Origin of the sequence: Rhizobium grahamii CCGE 502 (assembly GCF_000298315.2) — a bacterium.
In the GTDB taxonomy this organism is placed as follows: Bacteria; Pseudomonadota; Alphaproteobacteria; order Rhizobiales; family Rhizobiaceae; genus Rhizobium; species Rhizobium grahamii.
Genome location: NZ_AEYE02000029.1, coordinates 248,339 through 268,389, shown reverse-complemented (window position 1 = coordinate 268,389; position 20,051 = coordinate 248,339). Strand labels below are relative to the sequence as shown.

The window sequence follows — 20,051 nt, the reverse complement described above, 5'->3', positions numbered from 1 at the left end:
CATATTACAAAAGAGGAGGGACGATCGCATGAAACGGGAAAAACTGGAACGCCAAGCTATCGCCGTCGAACTTTCCAAACTTGACGGCTGGTCGCTCGATGAAAGCGGCGCAGCGATATCGCGAAGCTTCAAATTCCGCAATTTCGTCGAAGCGTTCGGCTTCATGACGGAAGCTGCGCTCGCGGCGGAACGGCTCAATCATCATCCGGAGTGGTTCAATGTCTATTCGCGCGTCGACATCAAGCTGAACACGCACGATGCAGGCGGTCTGACCGAGCTGGACTTCAGGCTGGCCGCGGAAATGGAGAAAGCGGCGGCACGCCGGCTTGATTGAATCCGGTGCCATCATCACCATTTGTGCGCGTGAACAAGAGGACCAATCTGGAATGGACGACGTCAAATTCGGTGAGATCCTGCTGCCGGGCGACGAGGATACGCAAAGCCGGCGAGAGCAGACTGTGCGCAAGAAATTCTGGCCGACCTTCAAGAAGGCCGTGCGGCAGATTCCATTCACACGCGATGTCGTCGCAGCATTCTATTGCGCAATGGATCCACAGACGCCCACGCGGGTGCGTGGCGTGCTTCTTGCCGCGCTTGCCTATTTCGTCATGCCGATCGACATGATCCCGGATGTGTTCGCGGTGATCGGTTTTTCGGACGACGTTGCGGTTCTTTCGGCAGCCTTCGCCATGGTCAGCAGGCATTTGCAGCCAAGGCACTATGAAGCAGCGGATCGCGCGCTTGCCGACAAGCCCGAAGGCATGAAGACGATCTAGCCGTGTCGGCGCATCAGGCGCCCTCGGCCTCAAGTATCTTCCTGAGCTTTCCAAAGGCCAACCGGATACGGGACTTGACCGTTCCAAGCGGCAGGCCCGTCGCTTCGGCGATCTGCGAATGCGATTGACCGAGAAAGAAGGCGGCGCGCAGCATTTCCCGTTGCTCTTCCGGCAGTTGACGGACAGCGGCGCGCACGTGGGCGTCACGGTCGTCGTTCGCAAGGATTTCGTCCGCGCCGGTTTCCGCAACCGGTCGCAAAGCCGGATCTGCATGATCGAGGACGCGTGCATTGGCCCGGCGCTGCAGATCGATTCGGCGGTTGCGGGCAATGCGAAAAAGCCAGGTCGACAGCGACGATCGGCTCGCATCGTAGAGCCCGGCCTTGTGCCAGAGTACGATCATCACTTCTTGGACGAGTTCCTCGGCCTCGCTGCTCGCCATTCTCTGGCGTAACAGCCAAGATTTTAGCCGCGGCGCAAAGTAGTCGAACAGCACGGCGAATGCCTCTTGGTCGCGGCGTTCCGCAACGGCCCTGACGAGGGCGGCGAAGCGCTGTTTCTCCTCGGCATTCATATCCCGTGCAAAGTCCCCTGCCGCAGCGAATTCTCCAACGGATTTCCAACGCTTATTGACCTACAACGGTTTCTGAAAAGGTCAAACTCTTGCCTGAATCTTTATGTCTTAAATCATTCGTGACGATGGTCTGCGTGCGCACACAGTACTACGCCACCACGGGCGAGGCGCCAGCGCCCGGCGTTGACACTTGGGTGAGAATGGCACAGGCAGGGACTTCTCGCAGTCCCTGTTGACGCTTTGGTAACCTGAATTAAGTCAAAATAAAGCAGATCGTGATTATGCGCCGCCCGCTCGCTTCGGGCTCGAATCGCAAGAACCGGCAGGATATCCATGTTTCGTAAAACTACCGCAATCGCCATTTCCCTCGTTCTCGCCAGCGCCGGCATTGCATCCGCTCAAACCAAGAAGACGCAGCCCGCGGCACCGGCAGCGCAGCAGCAGGCTGCTCCGGCTTCGACAGCGCCGACGCGGATACAGCAGTTCCAGGCCTGGGGCGCCTATTCGTACAAGTCCGGCGCGAGCACCGTTTGCTATGTGTTGTCCGTACCGACGGAAAAGAAACCAGCGAACATCGATCACGGTGACAACTTCTTCATCGTCTCGCAGCGCCCCGGGCAGAACATTTCCTACGAGCCGCAGGCAATGATGGGCTACATCGTCAAGGAAAACTCGAAGATCGATGTCGTTATCGACAACAAGACCTTCGTGATGTTCACCAAGGACAAGGCCGGCTGGGTCGAGAATGCGGCCCAGGAGCCGGCGCTCGTCGCCGCCATGAAGAGCGGCCACTCGATGACCGTCAACGCCACATCGCGCAAGGGAACATCGACGTCGTACAGCTACTCGCTGTCCGGCATCTCCGCCGCACTGAAGCAGGTTGAAGGCTGCAAGTAAGCGCCTGCCTCGGTAGCGAAATTTCAGGAGGCCGGCCTTGCGCCGGCCTTCGTCGTTTCCATCTATAGTGACGCGCGGTGAAAATGATGCTAAAGGCCCGCGCAACAGCGGATAGATCGCGGCTTTGCCGCCGGTTCCGCATTCAATTTCTGCCATCATGCCTGTCGTGCCCGCAAGTCATCCGGCTTACCGGGGCGATCGCATGTTGAATTCGGGATAAGAGACTATGTCCGTCATGGATGCGATGACTGTTACCAAGCCTGCCGGCACGCTGCCGCAGCTCGACGCGGGCCAGAAGCCCTCGCTGATCGGCCTCAGCCGTGAAGAGATGGGCGCTGCGTTGCGCGAAAAGGGCGTGCCGGACAAGCAGATCAAGATGCGCGTTGCCCAGCTCTGGAATTGGATCTACGTGCGCGGTGTGTCCGATTTCGATCACATGACAAACGTCGCCAAGGACATGCGCGAGATGCTGAAGCGGCATTTCACCATCGCGCGTCCCGAGATCGTCGAAGAACAGGTTTCCAATGACGGTACGCGGAAGTGGCTCCTGCGTTTCCCTCCGCGCGGAGCCGGGCGTCCAGTCGAGATCGAGGCGGTCTACATCCCGGAGGAGGGCCGCGGCACGCTTTGCATCTCGAGCCAGGTCGGCTGCACCCTGACCTGTTCCTTCTGTCATACCGGCACGCAGCGGCTGGTACGCAATTTGACGGCCGAGGAGATCCTTTCACAGCTTCTCCTGGCGCGCGACCGGCTGGGCGACTTCCCCGATCGCGAAGCGCCGCAGGGCACGATCATGCCGGCGGAAGGCCGCAAGGTCAGCAACATCGTGATGATGGGCATGGGCGAGCCGCTCTACAATTTCGATGCCGTGAAGCAGGCGCTGCTGATCGCGACCGATGGTGATGGGCTGTCGCTCTCCAAGCGTCGCGTGACGCTCTCGACCTCGGGCGTCGTGCCTGAAATCTTCCGTACCGGTGACGAGATCGGCGTGATGCTGGCGATCTCGCTGCATGCCGTGCGCGACGACCTGCGCGACATCCTGGTGCCGATCAACAAGAAGTATCCGTTGAAGGAGCTGATCGACGCCTGCCGCAAGTATCCAGGGCTTTCGAACGCCCGACGCATCACCTTCGAATATGTGATGCTGAAGGACGTCAACGACAGTCTGGAAGACGCCAAGGGTCTGATCCAGTTGCTCAAGGGCGTGCCGGCGAAGATCAACCTCATTCCGTTCAACCCCTGGCCGGGCACCAACTACCAGTGTTCCGACTGGGCGCAGATCGAGAAGTTCGCCGATTTCATCAACTCGGCCGGATATGCCTCGCCCATCCGCACCCCGCGCGGCCGCGACATTCTCGCCGCCTGCGGTCAGCTGAAGTCGGAGTCGGAGCGCATGCGCAAGACCGAGCGGCTGGCCTTCGAGGCGATGATGATTGCCAATCACGGCGCGGATGATTGATCAGCAAGTTTGATCTTTCAAACACCTCCGGACGATTGATTTCATGGCCTGCTTTTCCTAGAAGCAGGCCAAAATCATATCTGGAGGATACCCAATGCGTTCAATTCTGCTTGCTGTCGCGGCCACGCTGGCCCTGACCCTGCCTGCCAAGGCCGAAGATGTCACCGTCGCGGTCACGGCGATCGTCGAGCATCCGGCTCTCGATGCAGCGCGCAAGGGTGTCCTCGATGTACTGACGGCCGCCGGCTACAAGGAAGGCGAAAACCTGAAGTTCATGTTCGAGTCGGCCCAGGGCAATCCGGCCACGGCTGCGCAGATCGCACGCCAGTTCGCTGGCGAGGGCCCGAACGTCATCGTTCCGATCTCCACGCCGTCAGCTCAGGCCGTCGTTTCCGCGACGCGCGACATTCCGGTTGTCTTCACGGCCGTTTCCGATCCGCTCGGTGCGCAGCTGGTGAAGAACATGGACAAGCCCGGCGGCAACGTCACCGGTCTGTCCGACATGTCGCCGGTTGCCGAGCACGTTGCGCTGATCAAGGAAATCCTGCCGAACGCCAAGACGATCGGTTACCTCTACAACTCCGGTGAAGCGAACTCGGTGTCACTGCTTGCCGTCCTGAAGGTGGAGGCCGAGAAGGCCGGCCTGAAGGTTGTTGAATCAGCCGCCACCAAGTCCGCTGAAGTGCAGGGCGCTGCCCGCGCGCTCGTCGGCCGTGCCGATGCGATCTACATCCCGACCGACAACACGATCATCTCGGCACTCGAAGGCGCCGTTGCCGTTGCCGAGGAAGCCAAGCTGCCGCTCTTCACGGCGGATACCGATTCCGTTTCGCGCGGCTCGGTCGCGGCGCTCGGCTTCAACTACTACGATGTCGGCAAGCAGACCGGCGAAATCGTCGTTCGCATCCTCAAGGGCGAAAACCCGGGCGACATTCCGGTGAAGGTTGCCGCTGGTAGCGATCTCGTCATCAACAAGGGCGCGGCCGCCAAGATGGGCGTTACGCTGCCGGAAAGCGTGCTGAAGCGCGCAACCAAGACGATCGACTGATCACCGCATATTTAGAGAAACTTGCCATCCAGCCGCTCCCGTTTTACGCGGGGGCGGCTGATGGTATTAAAAGCTTGAGCCCGGCAATAGGCCGGACAAGTCAGAAGAAAGGGCAGGAGCCTTGAGTCAGATCGCATTCTGGGGAGCCGTGGAGCTGGGGCTGGTCTATGCCTTCGTTGCGCTCGGCGTTTACCTCGCATTTCGTGTGCTGGATTTTCCGGATCTGACGGTTGACGGCTCTTTCCCACTCGGTGCTGCGGTAACGGCGGTTCTCATCATCGCTGGCGTAAATGCCTGGCTTGCTGCGCTTATTGCGATGGTTGCGGGCGCTGCGGCCGGTCTCGTAACCGCGATGCTCAATGTGCGCTTCAAGATCCTGAACCTGCTTGCGTCGATCCTGACGATGATTGCGCTCTTCTCGGTCAACCTACGCGTCATGGGCAAACCCAACGTCGCTCTGATCAATGCGGATACAATGATCAGCCCGTTCTTCGGTCATGGTCTGCGTGATTTCTATGTACGGCCGCTCTTCGTCGGCGTCCTCGTCGTCGTTGCCGTGATCGTCGTTTGGCGCTTCCTTGAAAGCGACTCGGGTCTGGCGATGCGCGCGACCGGCGCAAATGCCCGTATGGCCCGCGCGCAGGGCGTCGACACAAGCCGCCAGATCTATCTCGGCATGGCGATCTCGAATGCGCTGGTTGCCTTCGGTGGCGCGCTCTTCGCGCAAACCAACGGTTTTGCGGACGTTACTTCGGGCGTGGGAACGATCGTCGTCGGTCTTGCGGCCGTCATCATCGGCGAAACGCTGCTCGGTCGCCGTGGCCTGCTGATCGCGCTGGTCGGCTGCGTGCTCGGCTCGATCCTCTACCGCATCGCCATCCAGCTGGCACTCTCGACCGATGTCATCGGGCTGCAGGCATCGGACCTTAATTTCGTGACGGCCGTTCTGGTTACAATAGCGCTTATTCTTCCCCGTCTTCGCCGCGGAGGTGCCGCATCGTGATCACGCTCAAGGATATCAAGGTCGTCTTCGGCAAAGGTACGCCGCTGCAGAAACAGGCGCTGAACGGCGTCAGCCTGACAATCGAAGAAGGCTCGTTCGTCACTGTTATCGGCTCGAACGGGGCGGGCAAGTCGACGCTGCTCGGCGTTCTTGCCGGCGACGTGCTCGCCAGCGAAGGTCAGGTTCTCATCGGCAAGACCGATGTCACGCGCAAATCGACTGCCGCGCGTGCGGGCCTCGTTGCCCGTGTCTTTCAGGATCCACTGACGGGAAGCTGCGGCTCGCTCTCGATCGAGGAAAACCTTGCACTTGCCGCGCGTCGCGGTGAAAGGCGGGGGCTCGTCTCCGCGCTGGGTCCGAAGCGGCGCGAGCATTTCCGCGAGCGGATCGCCGAACTTAATCTCGGCCTCGAGAATCGGATGCGGGACCGCATGGACCTGCTTTCAGGCGGTCAGCGTCAGGCGGTGTCGCTTGTCATGGCGACGCTCGCGGGCTCCGAAGTGCTTCTGCTCGACGAGCATACGGCGGCGCTCGATCCTGGCATGGCCGAGTTCGTCATGGGGCTCACGCAGAAGATCGTCTCGGAGCGCAAGCTGACGACGCTGATGGTCACCCACTCCATGCGACAGGCGCTCGATTATGGCCACCGCACGATCATGCTGCATGGTGGCGAGATCGTTCTCGACGTCAGCGGCGACAGCCGCAAGACGTTGCAGGTCGAAGACTTGATCGCGATGTTCCGCAAGATGCGCGGCCAGACGCTTGACGACGATGCGTTGCTGATCGGCTGACGATAGACAATTTTCCGGGAAGTCAGACTTCCCGGAGATCTCTTAGCGCGCCTGCGTCAGCAGGATTTTTGCCGCGAAGACGGAGAAGACGCCGGCGAAGGTAAAGTCCATGCCGCGCAAGACCTTCTTGTTGTTCTGCAGCCAGCTGGCCAGCCAGTCGGCCGCAAAGACCACAGCAGCGTTGACCGGCATGCCGATCAGGATGAAGCAGAAGCCAAGAAACAGCAGCTTCTGCGTCACCGTCGGATCGCCGGCGCTAACGAACTGCGGCAGGAAGGTCATGAAGAAGATGATGACCTTCGGGTTCAAGAGGTTGACCCAGAAACCCGAGGAGATGTTGGCAAGCGGCGTACCTGCTGCCGCTTCCACCTTGTTGACCGAAAGCTTCGAGCCGTAGCGGACCGCCTGGACGGCAAGCCAAAGCAGATAGGCGGCACCGCCGGTCTTCAGGATCAGAAAGGCGGTCGGCGACGCGGTAATCAGGGCCGAGACACCGAATGCGACCAGCATTGTGTGGACGACGATGCCAAGACTGGTGCCGAGCACGACGAACAGCGCCGCCTTCTTGCCCTGCGCCAGAGCGCGGCTGATGGACAACGTCATGTCTGGCCCGGGCGTTGCCGCAAGCAGCAGAGTCGCGGCAGCAAAGGCGAGAAGCGTGGCGAAGCTGGGTAGAAAGTCCATGATACACTCTGAAAGCCGGAAAAACGTTGCCTGCTTTTACCCGGCTCCCGGAAAATGTCTAATCAAACCTTCTAATACAACCTATTCCTTCCGCTCGAGATAGGCCTTGAACTTGTCGGAATAGTCCTTGTGCCAGCGCGAGAGCGGCGGGCGGTTTTCGATGACGTCCCCCATTGCCCAGGCCATGCGGCGTTCGTCCACCGCGCGAGCCACGTCGTTATCGGGGCAGAGGATGTAGAAGTCGCCGCGTTCCAGGCTTTCAATCATGAAGTCGACGGTCTGTTCCGCGGTCCACGCGGCGGCTGGTTTTTCGGCGCGATCGCCCTTGGTGAGACCGGTGAAGACGAAGCCGGGGATTAGTAGGTGGGCTGAGATCTTCGAGCCCTCGGTGTTGCGCAATTCGTGCTCGAGCGCTTCGGTGAACACCTTCACGCCGGCCTTCGAGACATTATAAGCCGGATTGCCGGGTGGCGTAGTGATGCCCTGCTTGGAACCGGTGTTGATGATCAGGCCCGGTTCGCCGTGGGCAAGCATGTGTTGGCCGAAGGTCCTGACGCCGTGGATGACGCCGAGCAGGTTGACGCCGAGGAGACTGTCCCAATTCGCCTGGGCGCTGAAGATCGACGTTTCGGGGCCGATACCGGCGTTGTTCATGAGAATGTGTACCCGGCCGAACCGCTGGATCACGGTCCGTTCAAGGGCTTCCAGAGACTCCTTCTGAGCGACGTCTGTTTCGACGGCGAGTACATGCTCCTCGCCCGAGATGGCTTTCAGTTCCTCTGCGGCCGTTGCCAACCGGTCGCCGCCGAGATCGGCGATGGCAACGCTCATGCCCGCACGGGCGAAGTGCTTTGCCGCCGCAAGCCCGATGCCGGAAGCACCGCCGGTGATGACGGCCACGTTGGATTTCTTGATGATGTCTTGGATTTTCGTCACGGCCAGCCACTCCTCAGCATTGTGCGGACGCTGGCAGATATGGGCTGCGCTCTCGGCCTGTCAAACATTATCCGAGCCGCGTAGGGCCGCCGTTGCCCTTGCGTCCTGCGCCGATCTCGCTAAAAGTGCCGAGCCATACCGGGCTTGGCGGGCTTGCCGCTGCCCTTTTGCAACGGACCTCATCATCATGGCATCGCACAAAGACGTAAAGAAAGTCGTCCTCGCCTATTCCGGCGGTCTCGACACCTCGATCATCCTGAAGTGGCTGCAGACCGAACTCGGCGCAGAAGTCGTGACCTTCACCGCCGACCTCGGCCAGGGCGAAGAGCTGGAGCCGGCGCGGAAGAAGGCCGAGATGCTCGGCATTAAGGAAATCTACATCGAGGACGTCCGCGAAGAGTTCGTGAAGGACTTCGTGTTCCCGATGTTCCGCGCCAATGCCGTCTATGAGGGCGTCTATCTGCTCGGCACCTCGATCGCCCGTCCGCTGATCTCCAAGCACCTGATCGATATCGCCCGCAAGACCGGCGCCGATGCGATCGCGCATGGCGCAACGGGCAAGGGCAACGACCAGGTTCGTTTCGAGCTCTCCGCCTATGCGCTGAACCCCGATATCAAGATCATCGCGCCTTGGCGCGACTGGTCGTTCAAGAGCCGTACCGATCTGCTCGCGTTTGCCGAAGCCCACCAGATCCCGGTCGCCAAGGACAAGAAGGGCGAAGCGCCGTTCTCCGTCGACGCCAACCTGCTGCACTCCTCGTCCGAGGGGAAGGTTCTGGAAGATCCGGCACAGGAAGCCCCCGAGTACGTGCATATGCGCACGATTTCTCCGGAAGCGGCTCCCGATAAAGCAACCACCATGAAGGTTGGCTTCGAGAAGGGTGATGCCGTTTCGATCAACGGCGTACGCATGAGCCCGGCAACGCTGCTTGCGGCGCTCAACAACTACGGCCGCGACAACGGCATCGGCCGCCTCGACCTCGTCGAAAACCGCTTCGTCGGCATGAAGTCGCGCGGCGTTTATGAGACGCCCGGCGGCACTATCCTGCTTGCCGCGCACCGCGCCATCGAATCCATCACCCTCGACCGCGGTGCTGCGCACCTCAAGGACGAGCTGATGCCGCGCTACGCCGAGCTGATCTACTACGGCTTCTGGTTCTCGCCGGAGCGCGAAATGCTGCAGGCTCTGATCGACAAGAGCCAGGAGCATGTCGAAGGCGAAGTGACGCTGAAGCTCTACAAGGGCAATGTCATGGTCACCGGCCGCGAGAGCCCGAAGTCGCTCTATTCCGACAAGCTGGTTACGTTCGAAGACGACCAGGGCGCCTACGACCAGAAGGACGCTGCCGGCTTCATCAAGCTTAACGCGCTGCGTCTGCGCACGCTGGCCAAGCGCAACCTCTCGAAGTAATCGAGAGCTGCCGCAAGAGATCGAAGGCCCGCCTCGTGTGGGCCTTTTTCATTCGTCTGCTGTGGCGTGGGAAAGTGTTGCGGCGCGTTGCGAGGCGCGCACGAACCAGACGTAGCTCACGATCGAAATCAGCGCCATGATCGGGATCACGGTTCCGAACGCAAGCAGCGGCATGCCGATCAACGAACCCGCGACGCCGCCGGCAAAGCCGCCACCCATCTGAATAAAGCCCATCATCGCCGAGGCCGAACCGGCGATATGCGGGAAGGGGTAGAGGCCCGATGTCGTCATATGCGGTGTCAGGAACGCCAATCCGAAGGCCAGAAACGCGATCGGCCCCATGATCGAGAGATAGGAGGGCGTTACAAAATGGACTGATAGCGCGATCATGATTGCGGCGAACCCTAGCAGGCCAAGCCCGCCGCGCACGGAACCGTCACCGCCCAAGCGGGGTGCGGCGTACCGAAGGCAGACGGAGCCGAGGAAGTAGGAACCCGATTGCATCATCATGCCCAGGCCGAAGGCGGTCGGTGAAAGGCCGACGACGTTGATCAGGATGAACGGGAGCAGCGTCGCCTGCGCGTAAAGCGCGCCGATCGAGCCTCCGAGAACGAGCGAGGCGGAGACGAAGCGGGTTTCGCGTGCAAGTTCCAGATAGGCGCGAAGCAGCGGGACCGGGCGCGCGCGGCGTGGATCCGGCACGCTCGTTTCGCGCATGAAGACGATCACGCCGAAACAGATCAGCAGTCCGAAGCCGATCAGGAGGAAGAAGACGGATTGCCAGCCGAAGGCGGCCAGGGCCAGCCCGCCGATCGTCGGCGCCGCGGCCGGTCCGATGGCAATCATGATGCCAATCAGGTTCATGATGCGAGAGGCTTCCGTCCCGGTGAATTGGTCACGCACGATGGCGCGCGCCACAGTTATTCCGACAGAGGCGCCGACGCCCTGGATTAGGCGGCCGGCAAGCAGCCACTCGATGCCGGGCGCAAAGGCGGCAAGCAGGCTGCCGACCACATAGATGCCGATGAAGAGGAGGGTGGCGGCGCGGCGGCCGAAGGCATCGGAGAGCGGACCGGCAAGCAGCTGCGCAACCGAGAAGCCGGCGAAATAGACTGACAGCGTCATCTTGATCGCGGAGTCTGATGTCTGGAACGCATGGACGAGCTCCGGCATTGCCGGCGTATAGATCGACATCGAGATCGGGCCGATGGTTGCGAGGAGCGCGCCGAGCATGCTCGTTCGCCGTTCGCTCATCCGGAATGGGGGCATAAGGGTATTCGGTTCTGGTGACATGCACGGTCGGTGCGAAGGCTGCGGCTTTTCTTCTGTCGGAAGCCGCGTGATCCGGCAATTCAAAAATATGATGGATCGCCATGACAGCTTGACGCCTTTCGATTGGCGCATAAGCTGCGGCTGACCTTTCCGGAGTTTCTCGATGACGCAATCCTTGCTCGCGGGCGCCTTTCTGGCAGCCCTTCTCTACGTGCTCATTCCAGGTCCTGCCTTCCTGGCGTTGCTCGGCATCGGCGCCGGGCAGGGCCGCCGTGCCGGCGCAATGTTCGTCAGCGGCCATCTGGTCGGCGATCTGCTGTGGGCATCGCTGGCGCTGATCGCGATAATCGGGGCGAAGACGATAGGGACCTTCGTGTTCGACGCGCTCGGCCTTCTCTGTGGTTTCTATCTTGCCTGGATCGGCTGGAATGCCGTGCGGGCAAAGCCGAAGGGTGAGGGGCAGGCGCTGATGGTGGTGGAGCGACCATTCCGTCGCGGCCTGATCTTCGGCGTCACCAATCCCAAGGGATATCCGGTGGCGCTGGCGACGTTTACCGCGCTCGTCGCGGGCTCGGCGAGCGCGCTGCAATTTCACACCCTGCCCATCCTGCTGGCGGTTTCGTTCCTTGGCTTCATCGTTGCCGACATGATCCTGATCACCATCATCGGCGCGGGAACGGTCCGGCGGTTTTACCGTTCGCACGAACGGCTGATCGTGCGCTGCTCGGGCGTGCTCTTCATGGGTTTTGCCGCGCAGGCGCTCTGGCATGCAACGCCCGGGCTGCTCGGGTGGCGCAAGGCCTGAAATCAGACGTCGAGGAAGCTGACGACGGAGTCGAGCCGTGCCACCGTTTCCGGGTCGCCGATCGAGATCGCGATCTGCAGCTGATCCTTGTAGTAGTCCCGGAAATTGAAGCTCGTCGCGTCGGTCACATCGGACAGGTCGAGGATGTTGCCCGACGGATCGATCGTACGCATCGGCAATGGCTCGGAAATCGTAGCAAACGTGTCCTGGTTGATCGCGCCGGCGTCGAAGCTCTGCCTAGCATATTGCCGCAATTCGTTGGCGCTGATCGCGGAAAAATCCGGTGTATCTGCGTTGGTTTCATTCACTTGGAACGCCGCCGAGGGCGTCTGCTCCGTGCTGAATAGCGCGTCTAATTCACTGTAATGACTGGAGCTATCTGAGTTTCTTCGAAAAAGAAAATTCGGCGAAGACCGCACAGAAAGGATTTCCATGGCGCGTATCCACTTGCAAAGAGATGATGCGCGAAATTACCGCGCGTGGCGAACGTGCGTCAATCCTTAACGATTAGTTAATTCTCACGCATGATTTCTTGCCATGAACTTTTCGTAGTCCGGCCGGGAGATGTGCGTCTGATCTGCAATACCAATTGCCAATGCGCGTCCCTATATTGCCTGTTCAGTTGCCTGCGACAAAGGATTTCCGAATGCCTTCCACACCAGAATTCAACCCGGCACTCGTCGAATGGAACGGTCTTCACGGCTTGCCGCGTTTCGATGCTCTCAATGATGGCGACTTCGCTCCTGCCTTCGATGCAGCGCTCGCTGCGCACGAGAAAGAGATCGACGCGATCGCTGGTAACGCCGAGGCGCCGACATTCGAGAACACCGTCGCTGCTCTCGAGGTCGCGGGCGATGAACTGTCGCGCGTGTCGGCGCTGTTCTGGAACCGGGCGGGCGCGCATACCAACGATACGATTCAGGCGCTGGAGCGGGATATCTCGCCGAAGATGTCGCGCCACTATTCCAAGATCGGCATGAATGCGGCGCTGTTTGCTCGCATCGATGCCTTGTGGGAGGCGCGCGAAAGCCTTGGCCTGACACTGGAGCAGACGCGCGTGCTGGAGCGGCACTGGAAGGGCTTCGTCAAATCGGGCGCCAAACTGCCCAAGCCTGAGCAGGAGAAACTCGCTGTCATCAACGAGAGGCTAGCCGGTCTCGGCACCCAGTTCGGCCAGAACGTGCTTGCCGACGAGAAGAGCTGGGCACTGATCCTTTCCGATGGCGCGGATCTCGACGGCATTCCGGAATTTCTCAAGGATGCGATGGCGGCGGCTGCGCGCGAGCGTGGCGAAGAGGGCAAGTTTGCCGTCACCCTGTCGCGTTCGATCATCGAACCTTTCCTGACCTTCTCCGAGCGGCGTGACCTGCGGGAGCAGGCCTTCAAGGCCTGGGTTGCGCGCGGCGAGAACGATGGCGCCACTGATAATCGCGGCATTATCAGGGATACGCTTGAGCTTCGCGATCAGGTCGCGAAGCTCCTGGGTTACGGCAACTTCGCTGAACTGAAGCTCGACAACACCATGGCGAAGACGCCCGACGCCGTAAACCACCTGCTTCGGGAAGTATGGGCAAAGGCGGTCAAGCGCGCCGGCGAGGAAGAAGCCGACATCGCCAAGCTGATCGCGGACGAAGGCAAGAACCATGACGTCATGCCCTGGGACTGGCGGCACTATGCCGAGAAAATCCGGGCGCAACGGTTCAATTTCTCCGAGGCCGAGCTGAAGCCCTATCTGCAACTGGAGAAGATCATCGATGCCTGCTTCGATGTTGCCGGCCGGTTGTTCGGCATTCGCGCCGTCGAGAAGAAGGGTGTTCCGGCCTACCATCCCGATGCGCGCGTGTTCGAGATCCGCGATCGCGAAGACCGGCTGGTCGCACTCTTCCTCGGCGACTACTTCGCGCGCAGCTCGAAGCGCTCGGGCGCCTGGATGAGCTCGTTCCAGTCTCAGCACAAGCTGCCGCTGAAAAACGGTCGCAGCGGCGAACTGCCGATCATCTACAATGTCTGCAACTTCGCGAAGCCCGCCGAAGGCAAGCCGGCGCTGCTGTCGCTCGATGACGCGCGCACGCTGTTCCACGAGTTCGGCCATGCCCTGCATGGAATGCTGTCAAACGTCACCTACCCCTCGGTTTCGGGCACGGGTGTTTCGCGCGATTTCGTTGAGCTGCCGTCGCAGCTTTACGAGCATTGGCTGACAGTGCCGGCGATCCTGAAGCAATATGCCGTGCACTTCGAAACCGGCGAGCCGATGCCGCAGGCCCTGCTCGACAAGGTTCTCGCAGCGCGCACCTTCAACTCCGGCTTCAACACGGTCGAGTTCACCTCGTCCGCGCTGGTCGACATGGCATTCCATACCCGCGACAAAGTCGAGGATCCGATGGCCGTGCAGACCGAGGTGTTGTCGGAGCTCGGCATGCCGAAGTCCATCGTCATGCGCCATGCCTCGCCGCACTTCCAGCATATCTTCTCCGGTGGTTATTCAGCCGGCTACTATTCCTACATGTGGTCCGAGGTTCTCGATGCGGATGCTTTCGCCGCCTTCGAGGAAACCGGCGATGCGTTCAATCGCGAGATGGCGGCCAAGCTCAAGGATAACATCTATTCGGTCGGCGGCGCGATCGACCCTGAGGATGCCTACAAGGCTTTCCGCGGCAAGTTGCCGAGCCCGGATGCCATGCTGGTGAAGAAAGGGTTGGCGACGTTAGAAGAACTGTCGGGCAGCGACGCCTGAGACGACAGCTATCGCGCGTCAACGATGCGCGAGGGCTAAAGTATTGACGGAAGACTGCATCTTGCTGCTTCGTCACATGACTGTCACTGAACGTTAATAAGCAACCGGCATCGATTTTCAACCGATGCCGGTTTTTTCATGGCCCCTCAACCTTCAGAGACCAATGCGGCCGTTTCGACGGCCGGCGTGGAATTGCACTATGGGGCGACGCCCGTTCTGAAGGGCATTGATATCTCGCTTTCCAAGGGCAAGACGCTGGCGCTTCTCGGGCCGTCCGGCTGCGGAAAGACTACTCTGCTGAGGCTTGTCGCCGGGCTGCTCGCGCCGACAAAGGGCTCGATCGCGATCGCCGGGCGCACCGTTGCCGATGCCGCAAGCGGCGCCTTCTCGCCGCCGGAAAAGCGCAATCTCGGCATGGTGTTTCAGGATTATGCGCTGTGGCCGCACATGACTGTTGGCGGCAATGTCTCTTTTCCCCTCGAAATGCGCGGTGTCGGCAAGTCCGAGCGGGAATCCCGGACGATGCGGGCATTGGAACGCGTCGGCCTCGGCGCCTATGCGGACCGCAGGCCGAGCGATCTCTCCGGTGGCCAGCAGCAGCGTGTCGCGATCGCGCGAGCGATAGTTGCCGAGCCGCAGCTCATTCTCTTTGACGAACCGCTGTCCAATCTCGATCGCGAACTGCGCGAGAACATGGTGGGCGAACTTGCCGAGCTGATCGCGACACTTGGCCTGACGGCAATTTACGTCACGCACGATCATAGCGAGGCGCTGACGCTGGCGGACGACGTCGCTGTCATGCGTGGCGGGTTGATCGAGCAGCTGGCGTCGCCCGATGAGTTGATCGAGAAGCCCGCAACGCCTGAGGTCGCTGACTTCCTGCGCCTCGGCGGTGTCGCCGAGCTCGAATATCGCGACGGGCACTGGTTCTTCAAAGGCAGCAGCCTCGCGCTGCTGCGCGGTGTCGATGGCGTCGATTGCGCCGTTCGCGTCCTCATCCCCACCGGATCGATCACCGCAGGCGAGATCCTGCCGGGTACGCTTGCCGCAACCGTTCTGCGTTCGCAGTTCCGCGGCGATGGCCATCTGGCGACCGTCTCCCTGGTCGGCGCCGAAAAGATAGAATTGCAGGTTTTGAGCCGCGCCAAGCTGCGACCCGGCGAGGGCATCGGCCTGTCGATCGACGCCAGCCAGATCCGCTGGTTCGGCAAACAGGTTTATTCGTCCAAAGAGGAGAATTTGGAGCATGTTTAAGTCGTTGAAGAGCATCACTTTCGGCGTTCTCGCCGCAACGTTGATGGCGGGCGTCGCCCATGCCGACATCACGGTCTACACCGCCGGTCCGCAGGGGCTGATCGACAAGCTGTCCGTCGGCTTCACCAAGCAGACGGGCGTCAAGGTCAACGTCTTCCAGGCAACGACCGGCAAGGTCATGGCCCGTATCGAAGCAGAAGCCTCGAACCCTGTCGTCGACGTTCTCATTTCGGCTTCCTGGGATACAGCGACCGACTTCGCCAAGCGCGGCTGGCTCGTATCCTACACCAGCCCGAACGCCGCCAAGGTTCCTGACTTCCTGAAGACCGACACGGCTGTTGCCCAGGGCATCTCGGCGCTCGGCATCGCCTGGAACACCAAGAGCGGCACGCCGAAGCCGGCCGAGTGGGCAGACCTGACGAAGCCTGAATACAAGGACATGGTCAACATTCCGGATCCGGCGCAGTCCGGCTCGTCCTTCGAGTTGACGGCGGCTCTTGCCGGTCAGGACGGCTTCAAGCTCTTCAAGGACCTGAAGGACAACGGCGCAATCATCGCCGGCGCCAACGCCGAAGCCCTGAACCCGGTTCTGCAGGGTGCGAAGGCTGCCGTCTTCGGCGCCGTCGATTACATCACGCTCAATGCCAAGGAAAAGGGCGAGGCCATCGATGTGATCTTCCCGGAATCCGGCACCGTCATCGCGCCACGTCCGGCCATGATCCTCAACTGGTCCAAGAACCAGGACGAGGCGAAGAAGTTCATCGATTACATGCTTTCTGACGAGGGCCAGAAGCTCGTTGCCGACCAGATGCTGATGCCGGCCCGTACCGACATTCCGGCAAACCGTCCGCTGATCAGCGATCTGAAGCTGCTGAAGTACGACACCGCTGCCGTTTACGGCAAGCGGAAGGAAACGCTGAAGCAGGTCACCGACACGTTCGGCGGCAAGTAAGGGCAGGGCGATGAGGACGAACGATAGTAGCGGTGCTGCGCCTGCCGCCTGGCTGGCGATCGCAGGATTGACTGTTATCGTCGTCGTTCCATTCATCGCCGTTGTACTTCAGGGCATCTTCCCCAACATCGGACAGGGCTCGTTCGCGGGCCCTTTCTCCTCGTTTGTTGCGACGCTTTTCGATAGCGCATTGATCGGCATGGCCGGCAACACCATTCGGCTCGGCAGTTGCGTGGTATTGGCCTCAGCGCTGGTAGCGGTGCCGCTCGGGGTGTTTCGGGCGCTTTATCGCATCCCGCTCGCGCCGCTCTGGGATGTGCTGCTGCTCGTTCCATTCATGATCCCTCCCTACATCGCGACGCTCGGCTGGATCATGACACTGCAGCCGCGCGGCTATCTTCAGCAGATCGCGGGATTCAACCTCGCGCCCTTTCTCTTTTCGCTTTTCGGCATGACCATGGTCATGGCCTTCAATACCTTTCCAGTCGTCTATTTCGCCGTATCGCGCACGGTCGAGGCCGTCGGTGCACGCTATGCCGATGTCGGCCGGGTGTTTGGCGCGTCGCCGGCGCGCGCCTTCTGGCGGATCACGCTGCCGCTGTCGGCGCCGGGGCTCGTTGCCAGTCTGATGCTGGTGTTTGCTGCGGCGATCGAGGAATACGGCACGCCGGCAGCGCTTGGTCGCCGCGCCGGTTTCCAGGTGCTGGTCACCGGCATCGACCTGCGGATCTCGGATTGGCCGATCGATCTGCCGGGAGCGGCGATCCTGTCGATCCTGCTCGTCGTCATGTCCCTGCTGACATTCCTGCTGCAGCGATGGATCCTGGCCCGCCGGTCCTACCAGACCGTAGGCGGCAAACCTGCTGCCAAGGACAAGCGACCGCTTGGGGCGATGAAGGTTCCCGTTATGATCGCCTTTGCCGTGGTTGCCTTCCTGGCGACCGGCGTGCCGCTGCTCTCGATTCTGTTCACGGCGCTGTCGCGGACGATTTCCGGCGGTCTGGCCCTCGACAACATCAGCGCCGAGAACTTCCTGTCCGTCTTCAACAACAGCGCCGGTGCTCTAGTGGCGCTTCTCAACAGTTTCTCGCTGGGCATTGGTACAGCGTTGATTACCGGCCTCATCGGCGTTCTGGCCGCCTATACCGTGGTCAAGACGAAGATTCGTGGGCGCGTGGCGATCGACACGATGACGATCCTGCCAAATGCGCTGCCGGGCATCGTCGTTGCCGTCGGGCTGATCCTTGCTTGGAACATGCCCTGGTTGCCGGCGACCCCCTACAACACGGCATTCATCCTGCTGCTTGCCTATTGCTGCATCCTGCTGCCGCAGCCGGTGCGCTACACGACGGCAGCCTTCCAGCAGATCGGGGACAGTCTGGAAGCGGCAGCCCGAGTCTTCGGCGCCAGCGGAGTGATCGCCTTTCGCCGCATCCTCCTGCCGCTCGTCTTCCCGAGCCTTGCTTCGGCGATGCTGCTGGTCTTTGCGCTTGCCTCGCGCGAACTTGTGGCCTCGGTTGTCGTGGCGCCTGTCGGCATGCAGACGATTGCCACCTTCATCTGGCGTCAGTTCGAGCAGGGATCGATCGGGCTCGGCATGGCGATGGCCTTCATCGCCATCCTCATCACGACGCTATTGCCGCTTCTGCTGCTGACGCTGCCTCGCCGCAGCGGATTGGTGGCGGAGTAGCAATTCTCTCTCGGCCGTCGTTGCACGTAACAAAACTGTCGCTGAAGTTTCGAAAAACCGTCATGCCGTCTTCAAGTGGATGACATGACAGCCGCCATAGGTTCGGCCCTCCCGTTAGCCGGATAGACCTTGGCATGACATTGACTGAAACGACCCGCCGACGCTTCCTCTCATCCATGGGCGCCGTTGGCGGATTTGCACTGGCGGGGCTGGCTATGCCCTACTACGCTCGAGGCTCTTCCAGCCGCCGGTCTTTACCGCAGGCGTGCAATCAGGCGATGTCGATGCGAATTCCGGCGTGGTCTGGGCGCAGGTAAACCGGCCGGCGCGGCTCTATGTCGAATATTCGACGAGCGACCGGTTCGCCAATGCGGTGCGTGTCGCGCCTCTAGATGTGACGCCCGATACGAATCTTGCGGGAAAGCTGCTGCTTCAGGGCCTCCCTAACGATCAAGAGATATTCTATCGCTTCCGCGCGGTCGATCTGCAGGACGTCAACGACCTGTCGGAGCCCATCAATGGACAGTTTCGTACGGCGCCATCGGGCAAGCGCAGCATCCGTTTTGCATGGTCCGGCGATACGGCTGGCCAGGGCTGGGGCATCGACGACGAGGGAATGCGGACCTATTCGACGATTGCCTACCATCGCCCCGATTTCATGATTCACTCCGGCGATACCATCTATGCCGACAATCCCATTGCCGACGAAGTCAGGCTTCGAGACGGCGGCGTCTGGAAGAACCGTATCGTCACCGAGGCAAAGCGCGATATTGCGCAGACACTCGACCAGTTTCGCGGCCAGTGGGCCTATAATCTGCTCGACGATCACGTGAAGGCGTTCAACGCGGTCTGTCCGGTGTTCTACCAATGGGACGATCACGAGGTGCTGAACAACTGGTCGCCCTCGACCGACCTTCGTGATGACGATCGCTACAAGGAAAAATCGATCGCCACGCTTGCGGCCCGCGCCAGCCGTGCTTTCCACGAGATGACGCCGATCCGCGACGTGGCCGATGAGCCTGGGCGGATCTACCGAAAGGTGTCTTACGGTCCGCTGCTCGACGTCTTTTTCATAGACCTTCGCTCCTATCGCGGCCCGAACAGCCATGGGCTCGATACCGAGCCGACGCCGGAATCTCGGCTCCTGGGTGAGCGCCAGGTGGCGTGGCTGAAGCGCGAGCTGGTCCGCTCGACGGCGACCTGGAAGGTGATCGCCTGCGATTTGCCGATCGGGCTGGTAATCTGGGACGATTACGGCAACCGCACAGGCGGCGAGTCGATCTCCAACGGGGACAATGGCGCCCCGCGCGGTCGCGAGCTGGAGTTCGCCGATCTGCTGCGCTTCATCCGGGATGCCGACATAACGAACATGATCTGGCTGACGGCCGACGTGCACTATACGGCTGCGCATTACTACGATCCCGGCAAGGCCAAGTTCCGCGAATTCCTGCCGTTCTGGGAGTTCGTGGCGGGTCCGTTGCATTCCGGAACCTATGGTCCGCAGGAACTCGACATGACTTTCGGGCCGCAGGTGAAGTTTATGAAAGCCGCACCCGGCGGTGCGGAGCAGAACCTGCCGCCGTCGGCCGGCATGCAGTTCTTCGGGCTTGTCGACATCGACGGGCAGACCGAGCAACTGACCGTGAGGCTGATGGATCGGAACGATACCGAGCTGTGGCGGACGACGCTCGATCCGCAGATATCGAGTTGACGTCCATGCATGGCAGGCAATCCGGCCTCCCCCCTTTCGCATTCGCGAAAAACA

General features: G+C 60.9%; 18 protein-coding genes and 1 pseudogene. 14 read left to right on the top strand and 5 right to left on the bottom strand.

Features of this window, described 5'->3' with window-relative positions:
- Positions 1-28 precede the first annotated feature (28 nt).
- Both RGCCGE502_RS23160 and RGCCGE502_RS23155 read left to right on the top strand, forming a co-directional pair.
- Entirely contained in the window at positions 29-334 is a 306-nt protein-coding gene (locus RGCCGE502_RS23160) for a 4a-hydroxytetrahydrobiopterin dehydratase (protein WP_016556631.1), read from the top strand.
- Positions 335-386: 52 nt separating this feature from the next.
- The gene (locus tag RGCCGE502_RS23155; RefSeq protein ID WP_016556630.1) at positions 387-776 is read left to right on the top strand and encodes a YkvA family protein; all 390 of its coding nucleotides are present in this window, start codon (positions 387-389) and stop codon (positions 774-776) included.
- A 13-nt stretch (positions 777-789) separates the two neighbouring features.
- Here RGCCGE502_RS23155 and RGCCGE502_RS23150 read toward each other — a convergent pair whose 3' ends face one another.
- Positions 790-1,350: a sigma-70 family RNA polymerase sigma factor gene (locus RGCCGE502_RS23150; protein ID WP_016556629.1), complete on the bottom strand. Its 561-nt coding sequence runs from the start codon at positions 1,348-1,350 to the stop codon at positions 790-792.
- 333 nt (positions 1,351-1,683) lie between these two features.
- On the opposite strand from RGCCGE502_RS23150, the gene RGCCGE502_RS23145 reads away from it, so the two are divergent.
- From RGCCGE502_RS23145 to RGCCGE502_RS23125, 5 genes are all read left to right on the top strand, one after another.
- Positions 1,684-2,247, top strand: coding sequence for an invasion associated locus B family protein (locus tag RGCCGE502_RS23145; protein WP_016556628.1), 564 nt, complete (start codon positions 1,684-1,686; stop codon positions 2,245-2,247).
- 226 nt (positions 2,248-2,473) lie between these two features.
- Positions 2,474-3,706, top strand: coding sequence for a dual-specificity RNA methyltransferase RlmN (rlmN, locus tag RGCCGE502_RS23140; protein WP_016556627.1), 1,233 nt, complete (start codon positions 2,474-2,476; stop codon positions 3,704-3,706).
- Positions 3,707-3,800: 94 nt separating this feature from the next.
- Positions 3,801-4,754 (top strand): ABC transporter substrate-binding protein, encoded by a 954-nt coding sequence (locus tag RGCCGE502_RS23135; protein WP_016556626.1) that lies wholly within the window; start codon positions 3,801-3,803, stop codon positions 4,752-4,754.
- Between the two features lie 121 nt (positions 4,755-4,875).
- Positions 4,876-5,757: an ABC transporter permease gene (locus tag RGCCGE502_RS23130; RefSeq protein ID WP_016556625.1), complete on the top strand. Its 882-nt coding sequence runs from the start codon at positions 4,876-4,878 to the stop codon at positions 5,755-5,757.
- Positions 5,754-6,548 (top strand): ABC transporter ATP-binding protein, encoded by a 795-nt coding sequence (locus tag RGCCGE502_RS23125; protein ID WP_016556624.1) that lies wholly within the window; start codon positions 5,754-5,756, stop codon positions 6,546-6,548. The genes RGCCGE502_RS23130 and RGCCGE502_RS23125 overlap by 4 nt, the downstream gene beginning before the upstream one ends.
- A gap of 42 nt (positions 6,549-6,590) precedes the next feature.
- Here the strand turns inward: RGCCGE502_RS23125 and RGCCGE502_RS23120 are convergent, their stop codons facing one another.
- Entirely contained in the window at positions 6,591-7,232 is a 642-nt protein-coding gene (locus tag RGCCGE502_RS23120; RefSeq protein WP_016556623.1) for a LysE family translocator, read from the bottom strand.
- Between the two features lie 81 nt (positions 7,233-7,313).
- On the bottom strand, positions 7,314-8,168 hold the full coding sequence (locus RGCCGE502_RS23115) for an SDR family NAD(P)-dependent oxidoreductase (protein ID WP_016556622.1): 855 nt from the start codon (positions 8,166-8,168) through the stop codon (positions 7,314-7,316).
- 187 nt (positions 8,169-8,355) lie between these two features.
- On the opposite strand from RGCCGE502_RS23115, the gene RGCCGE502_RS23110 reads away from it, so the two are divergent.
- Positions 8,356-9,579: an argininosuccinate synthase gene (locus RGCCGE502_RS23110; RefSeq protein WP_016556621.1), complete on the top strand. Its 1,224-nt coding sequence runs from the start codon at positions 8,356-8,358 to the stop codon at positions 9,577-9,579.
- A gap of 48 nt (positions 9,580-9,627) precedes the next feature.
- Here the strand turns inward: RGCCGE502_RS23110 and RGCCGE502_RS23105 are convergent, their stop codons facing one another.
- The gene (locus RGCCGE502_RS23105) at positions 9,628-10,812 is read right to left on the bottom strand and encodes a multidrug effflux MFS transporter (RefSeq protein WP_016556620.1); all 1,185 of its coding nucleotides are present in this window, start codon (positions 10,810-10,812) and stop codon (positions 9,628-9,630) included.
- Positions 10,813-11,014: 202 nt separating this feature from the next.
- On the opposite strand from RGCCGE502_RS23105, the gene RGCCGE502_RS23100 reads away from it, so the two are divergent.
- Positions 11,015-11,656, top strand: a complete 642-nt coding sequence (locus tag RGCCGE502_RS23100; protein WP_016556618.1) for a LysE family translocator — start codon at positions 11,015-11,017, stop codon at positions 11,654-11,656.
- A 2-nt stretch (positions 11,657-11,658) separates the two neighbouring features.
- Here RGCCGE502_RS23100 and RGCCGE502_RS23095 read toward each other — a convergent pair whose 3' ends face one another.
- On the bottom strand, positions 11,659-12,090 hold the full coding sequence (locus RGCCGE502_RS23095) for a hypothetical protein (protein WP_040675484.1): 432 nt from the start codon (positions 12,088-12,090) through the stop codon (positions 11,659-11,661).
- 212 nt (positions 12,091-12,302) lie between these two features.
- Between RGCCGE502_RS23095 and RGCCGE502_RS23090 the strand changes: the two genes are divergently transcribed.
- From RGCCGE502_RS23090 to RGCCGE502_RS23070, 5 genes and pseudogenes are all read left to right on the top strand, one after another.
- A complete protein-coding gene (locus RGCCGE502_RS23090) occupies positions 12,303-14,390 on the top strand; it encodes a M3 family metallopeptidase (protein WP_016556616.1) in 2,088 nt (695 codons plus the stop codon).
- Positions 14,391-14,528: 138 nt separating this feature from the next.
- Positions 14,529-15,644, top strand: a complete 1,116-nt coding sequence (locus RGCCGE502_RS23085; RefSeq protein ID WP_016556615.1) for an ABC transporter ATP-binding protein — start codon at positions 14,529-14,531, stop codon at positions 15,642-15,644.
- On the top strand, positions 15,637-16,596 hold the full coding sequence (locus tag RGCCGE502_RS23080) for an ABC transporter substrate-binding protein (protein ID WP_016556614.1): 960 nt from the start codon (positions 15,637-15,639) through the stop codon (positions 16,594-16,596). Before RGCCGE502_RS23085 ends, RGCCGE502_RS23080 begins: the two co-directional genes overlap by 8 nt.
- A 10-nt stretch (positions 16,597-16,606) precedes the next feature.
- Positions 16,607-18,286, top strand: coding sequence for an ABC transporter permease (locus RGCCGE502_RS23075; RefSeq protein ID WP_016556613.1), 1,680 nt, complete (start codon positions 16,607-16,609; stop codon positions 18,284-18,286).
- A gap of 134 nt (positions 18,287-18,420) precedes the next feature.
- A pseudogene (locus RGCCGE502_RS23070) lies at positions 18,421-19,997 on the top strand (alkaline phosphatase D family protein).
- Positions 19,998-20,051: the final 54 nt, after the last annotated feature.

Bases quoted from the DNA above. Each gene is read 5' to 3' on its own strand.
- RGCCGE502_RS23160 (WP_016556631.1), top strand. From the start codon at position 29: ATGAAACGGGAAAAACTGGAACGCCAAGCTATCGCCGTCGAACTTTCC.
- RGCCGE502_RS23155 (WP_016556630.1), top strand. From the start codon at position 387: ATGGACGACGTCAAATTCGGTGAGATCCTGCTGCCGGGCGACGAGGAT.
- RGCCGE502_RS23150 (WP_016556629.1), bottom strand. From the start codon at position 1,350: ATGAATGCCGAGGAGAAACAGCGCTTCGCCGCCCTCGTCAGGGCCGTT.
- RGCCGE502_RS23145 (WP_016556628.1), top strand. From the start codon at position 1,684: ATGTTTCGTAAAACTACCGCAATCGCCATTTCCCTCGTTCTCGCCAGC.
- rlmN (WP_016556627.1), top strand. From the start codon at position 2,474: ATGTCCGTCATGGATGCGATGACTGTTACCAAGCCTGCCGGCACGCTG.
- RGCCGE502_RS23135 (WP_016556626.1), top strand. From the start codon at position 3,801: ATGCGTTCAATTCTGCTTGCTGTCGCGGCCACGCTGGCCCTGACCCTG.
- RGCCGE502_RS23120 (WP_016556623.1), bottom strand. From the start codon at position 7,232: ATGGACTTTCTACCCAGCTTCGCCACGCTTCTCGCCTTTGCTGCCGCG.
- RGCCGE502_RS23110 (WP_016556621.1), top strand. From the start codon at position 8,356: ATGGCATCGCACAAAGACGTAAAGAAAGTCGTCCTCGCCTATTCCGGC.
- RGCCGE502_RS23105 (WP_016556620.1), bottom strand. From the start codon at position 10,812: ATGCTCGGCGCGCTCCTCGCAACCATCGGCCCGATCTCGATGTCGATC.
- RGCCGE502_RS23100 (WP_016556618.1), top strand. From the start codon at position 11,015: ATGACGCAATCCTTGCTCGCGGGCGCCTTTCTGGCAGCCCTTCTCTAC.
- RGCCGE502_RS23095 (WP_040675484.1), bottom strand. From the start codon at position 12,090: ATGGAAATCCTTTCTGTGCGGTCTTCGCCGAATTTTCTTTTTCGAAGA.
- RGCCGE502_RS23090 (WP_016556616.1), top strand. From the start codon at position 12,303: ATGCCTTCCACACCAGAATTCAACCCGGCACTCGTCGAATGGAACGGT.
- RGCCGE502_RS23085 (WP_016556615.1), top strand. From the start codon at position 14,529: ATGGCCCCTCAACCTTCAGAGACCAATGCGGCCGTTTCGACGGCCGGC.
- RGCCGE502_RS23080 (WP_016556614.1), top strand. From the start codon at position 15,637: ATGTTTAAGTCGTTGAAGAGCATCACTTTCGGCGTTCTCGCCGCAACG.
- RGCCGE502_RS23075 (WP_016556613.1), top strand. From the start codon at position 16,607: ATGAGGACGAACGATAGTAGCGGTGCTGCGCCTGCCGCCTGGCTGGCG.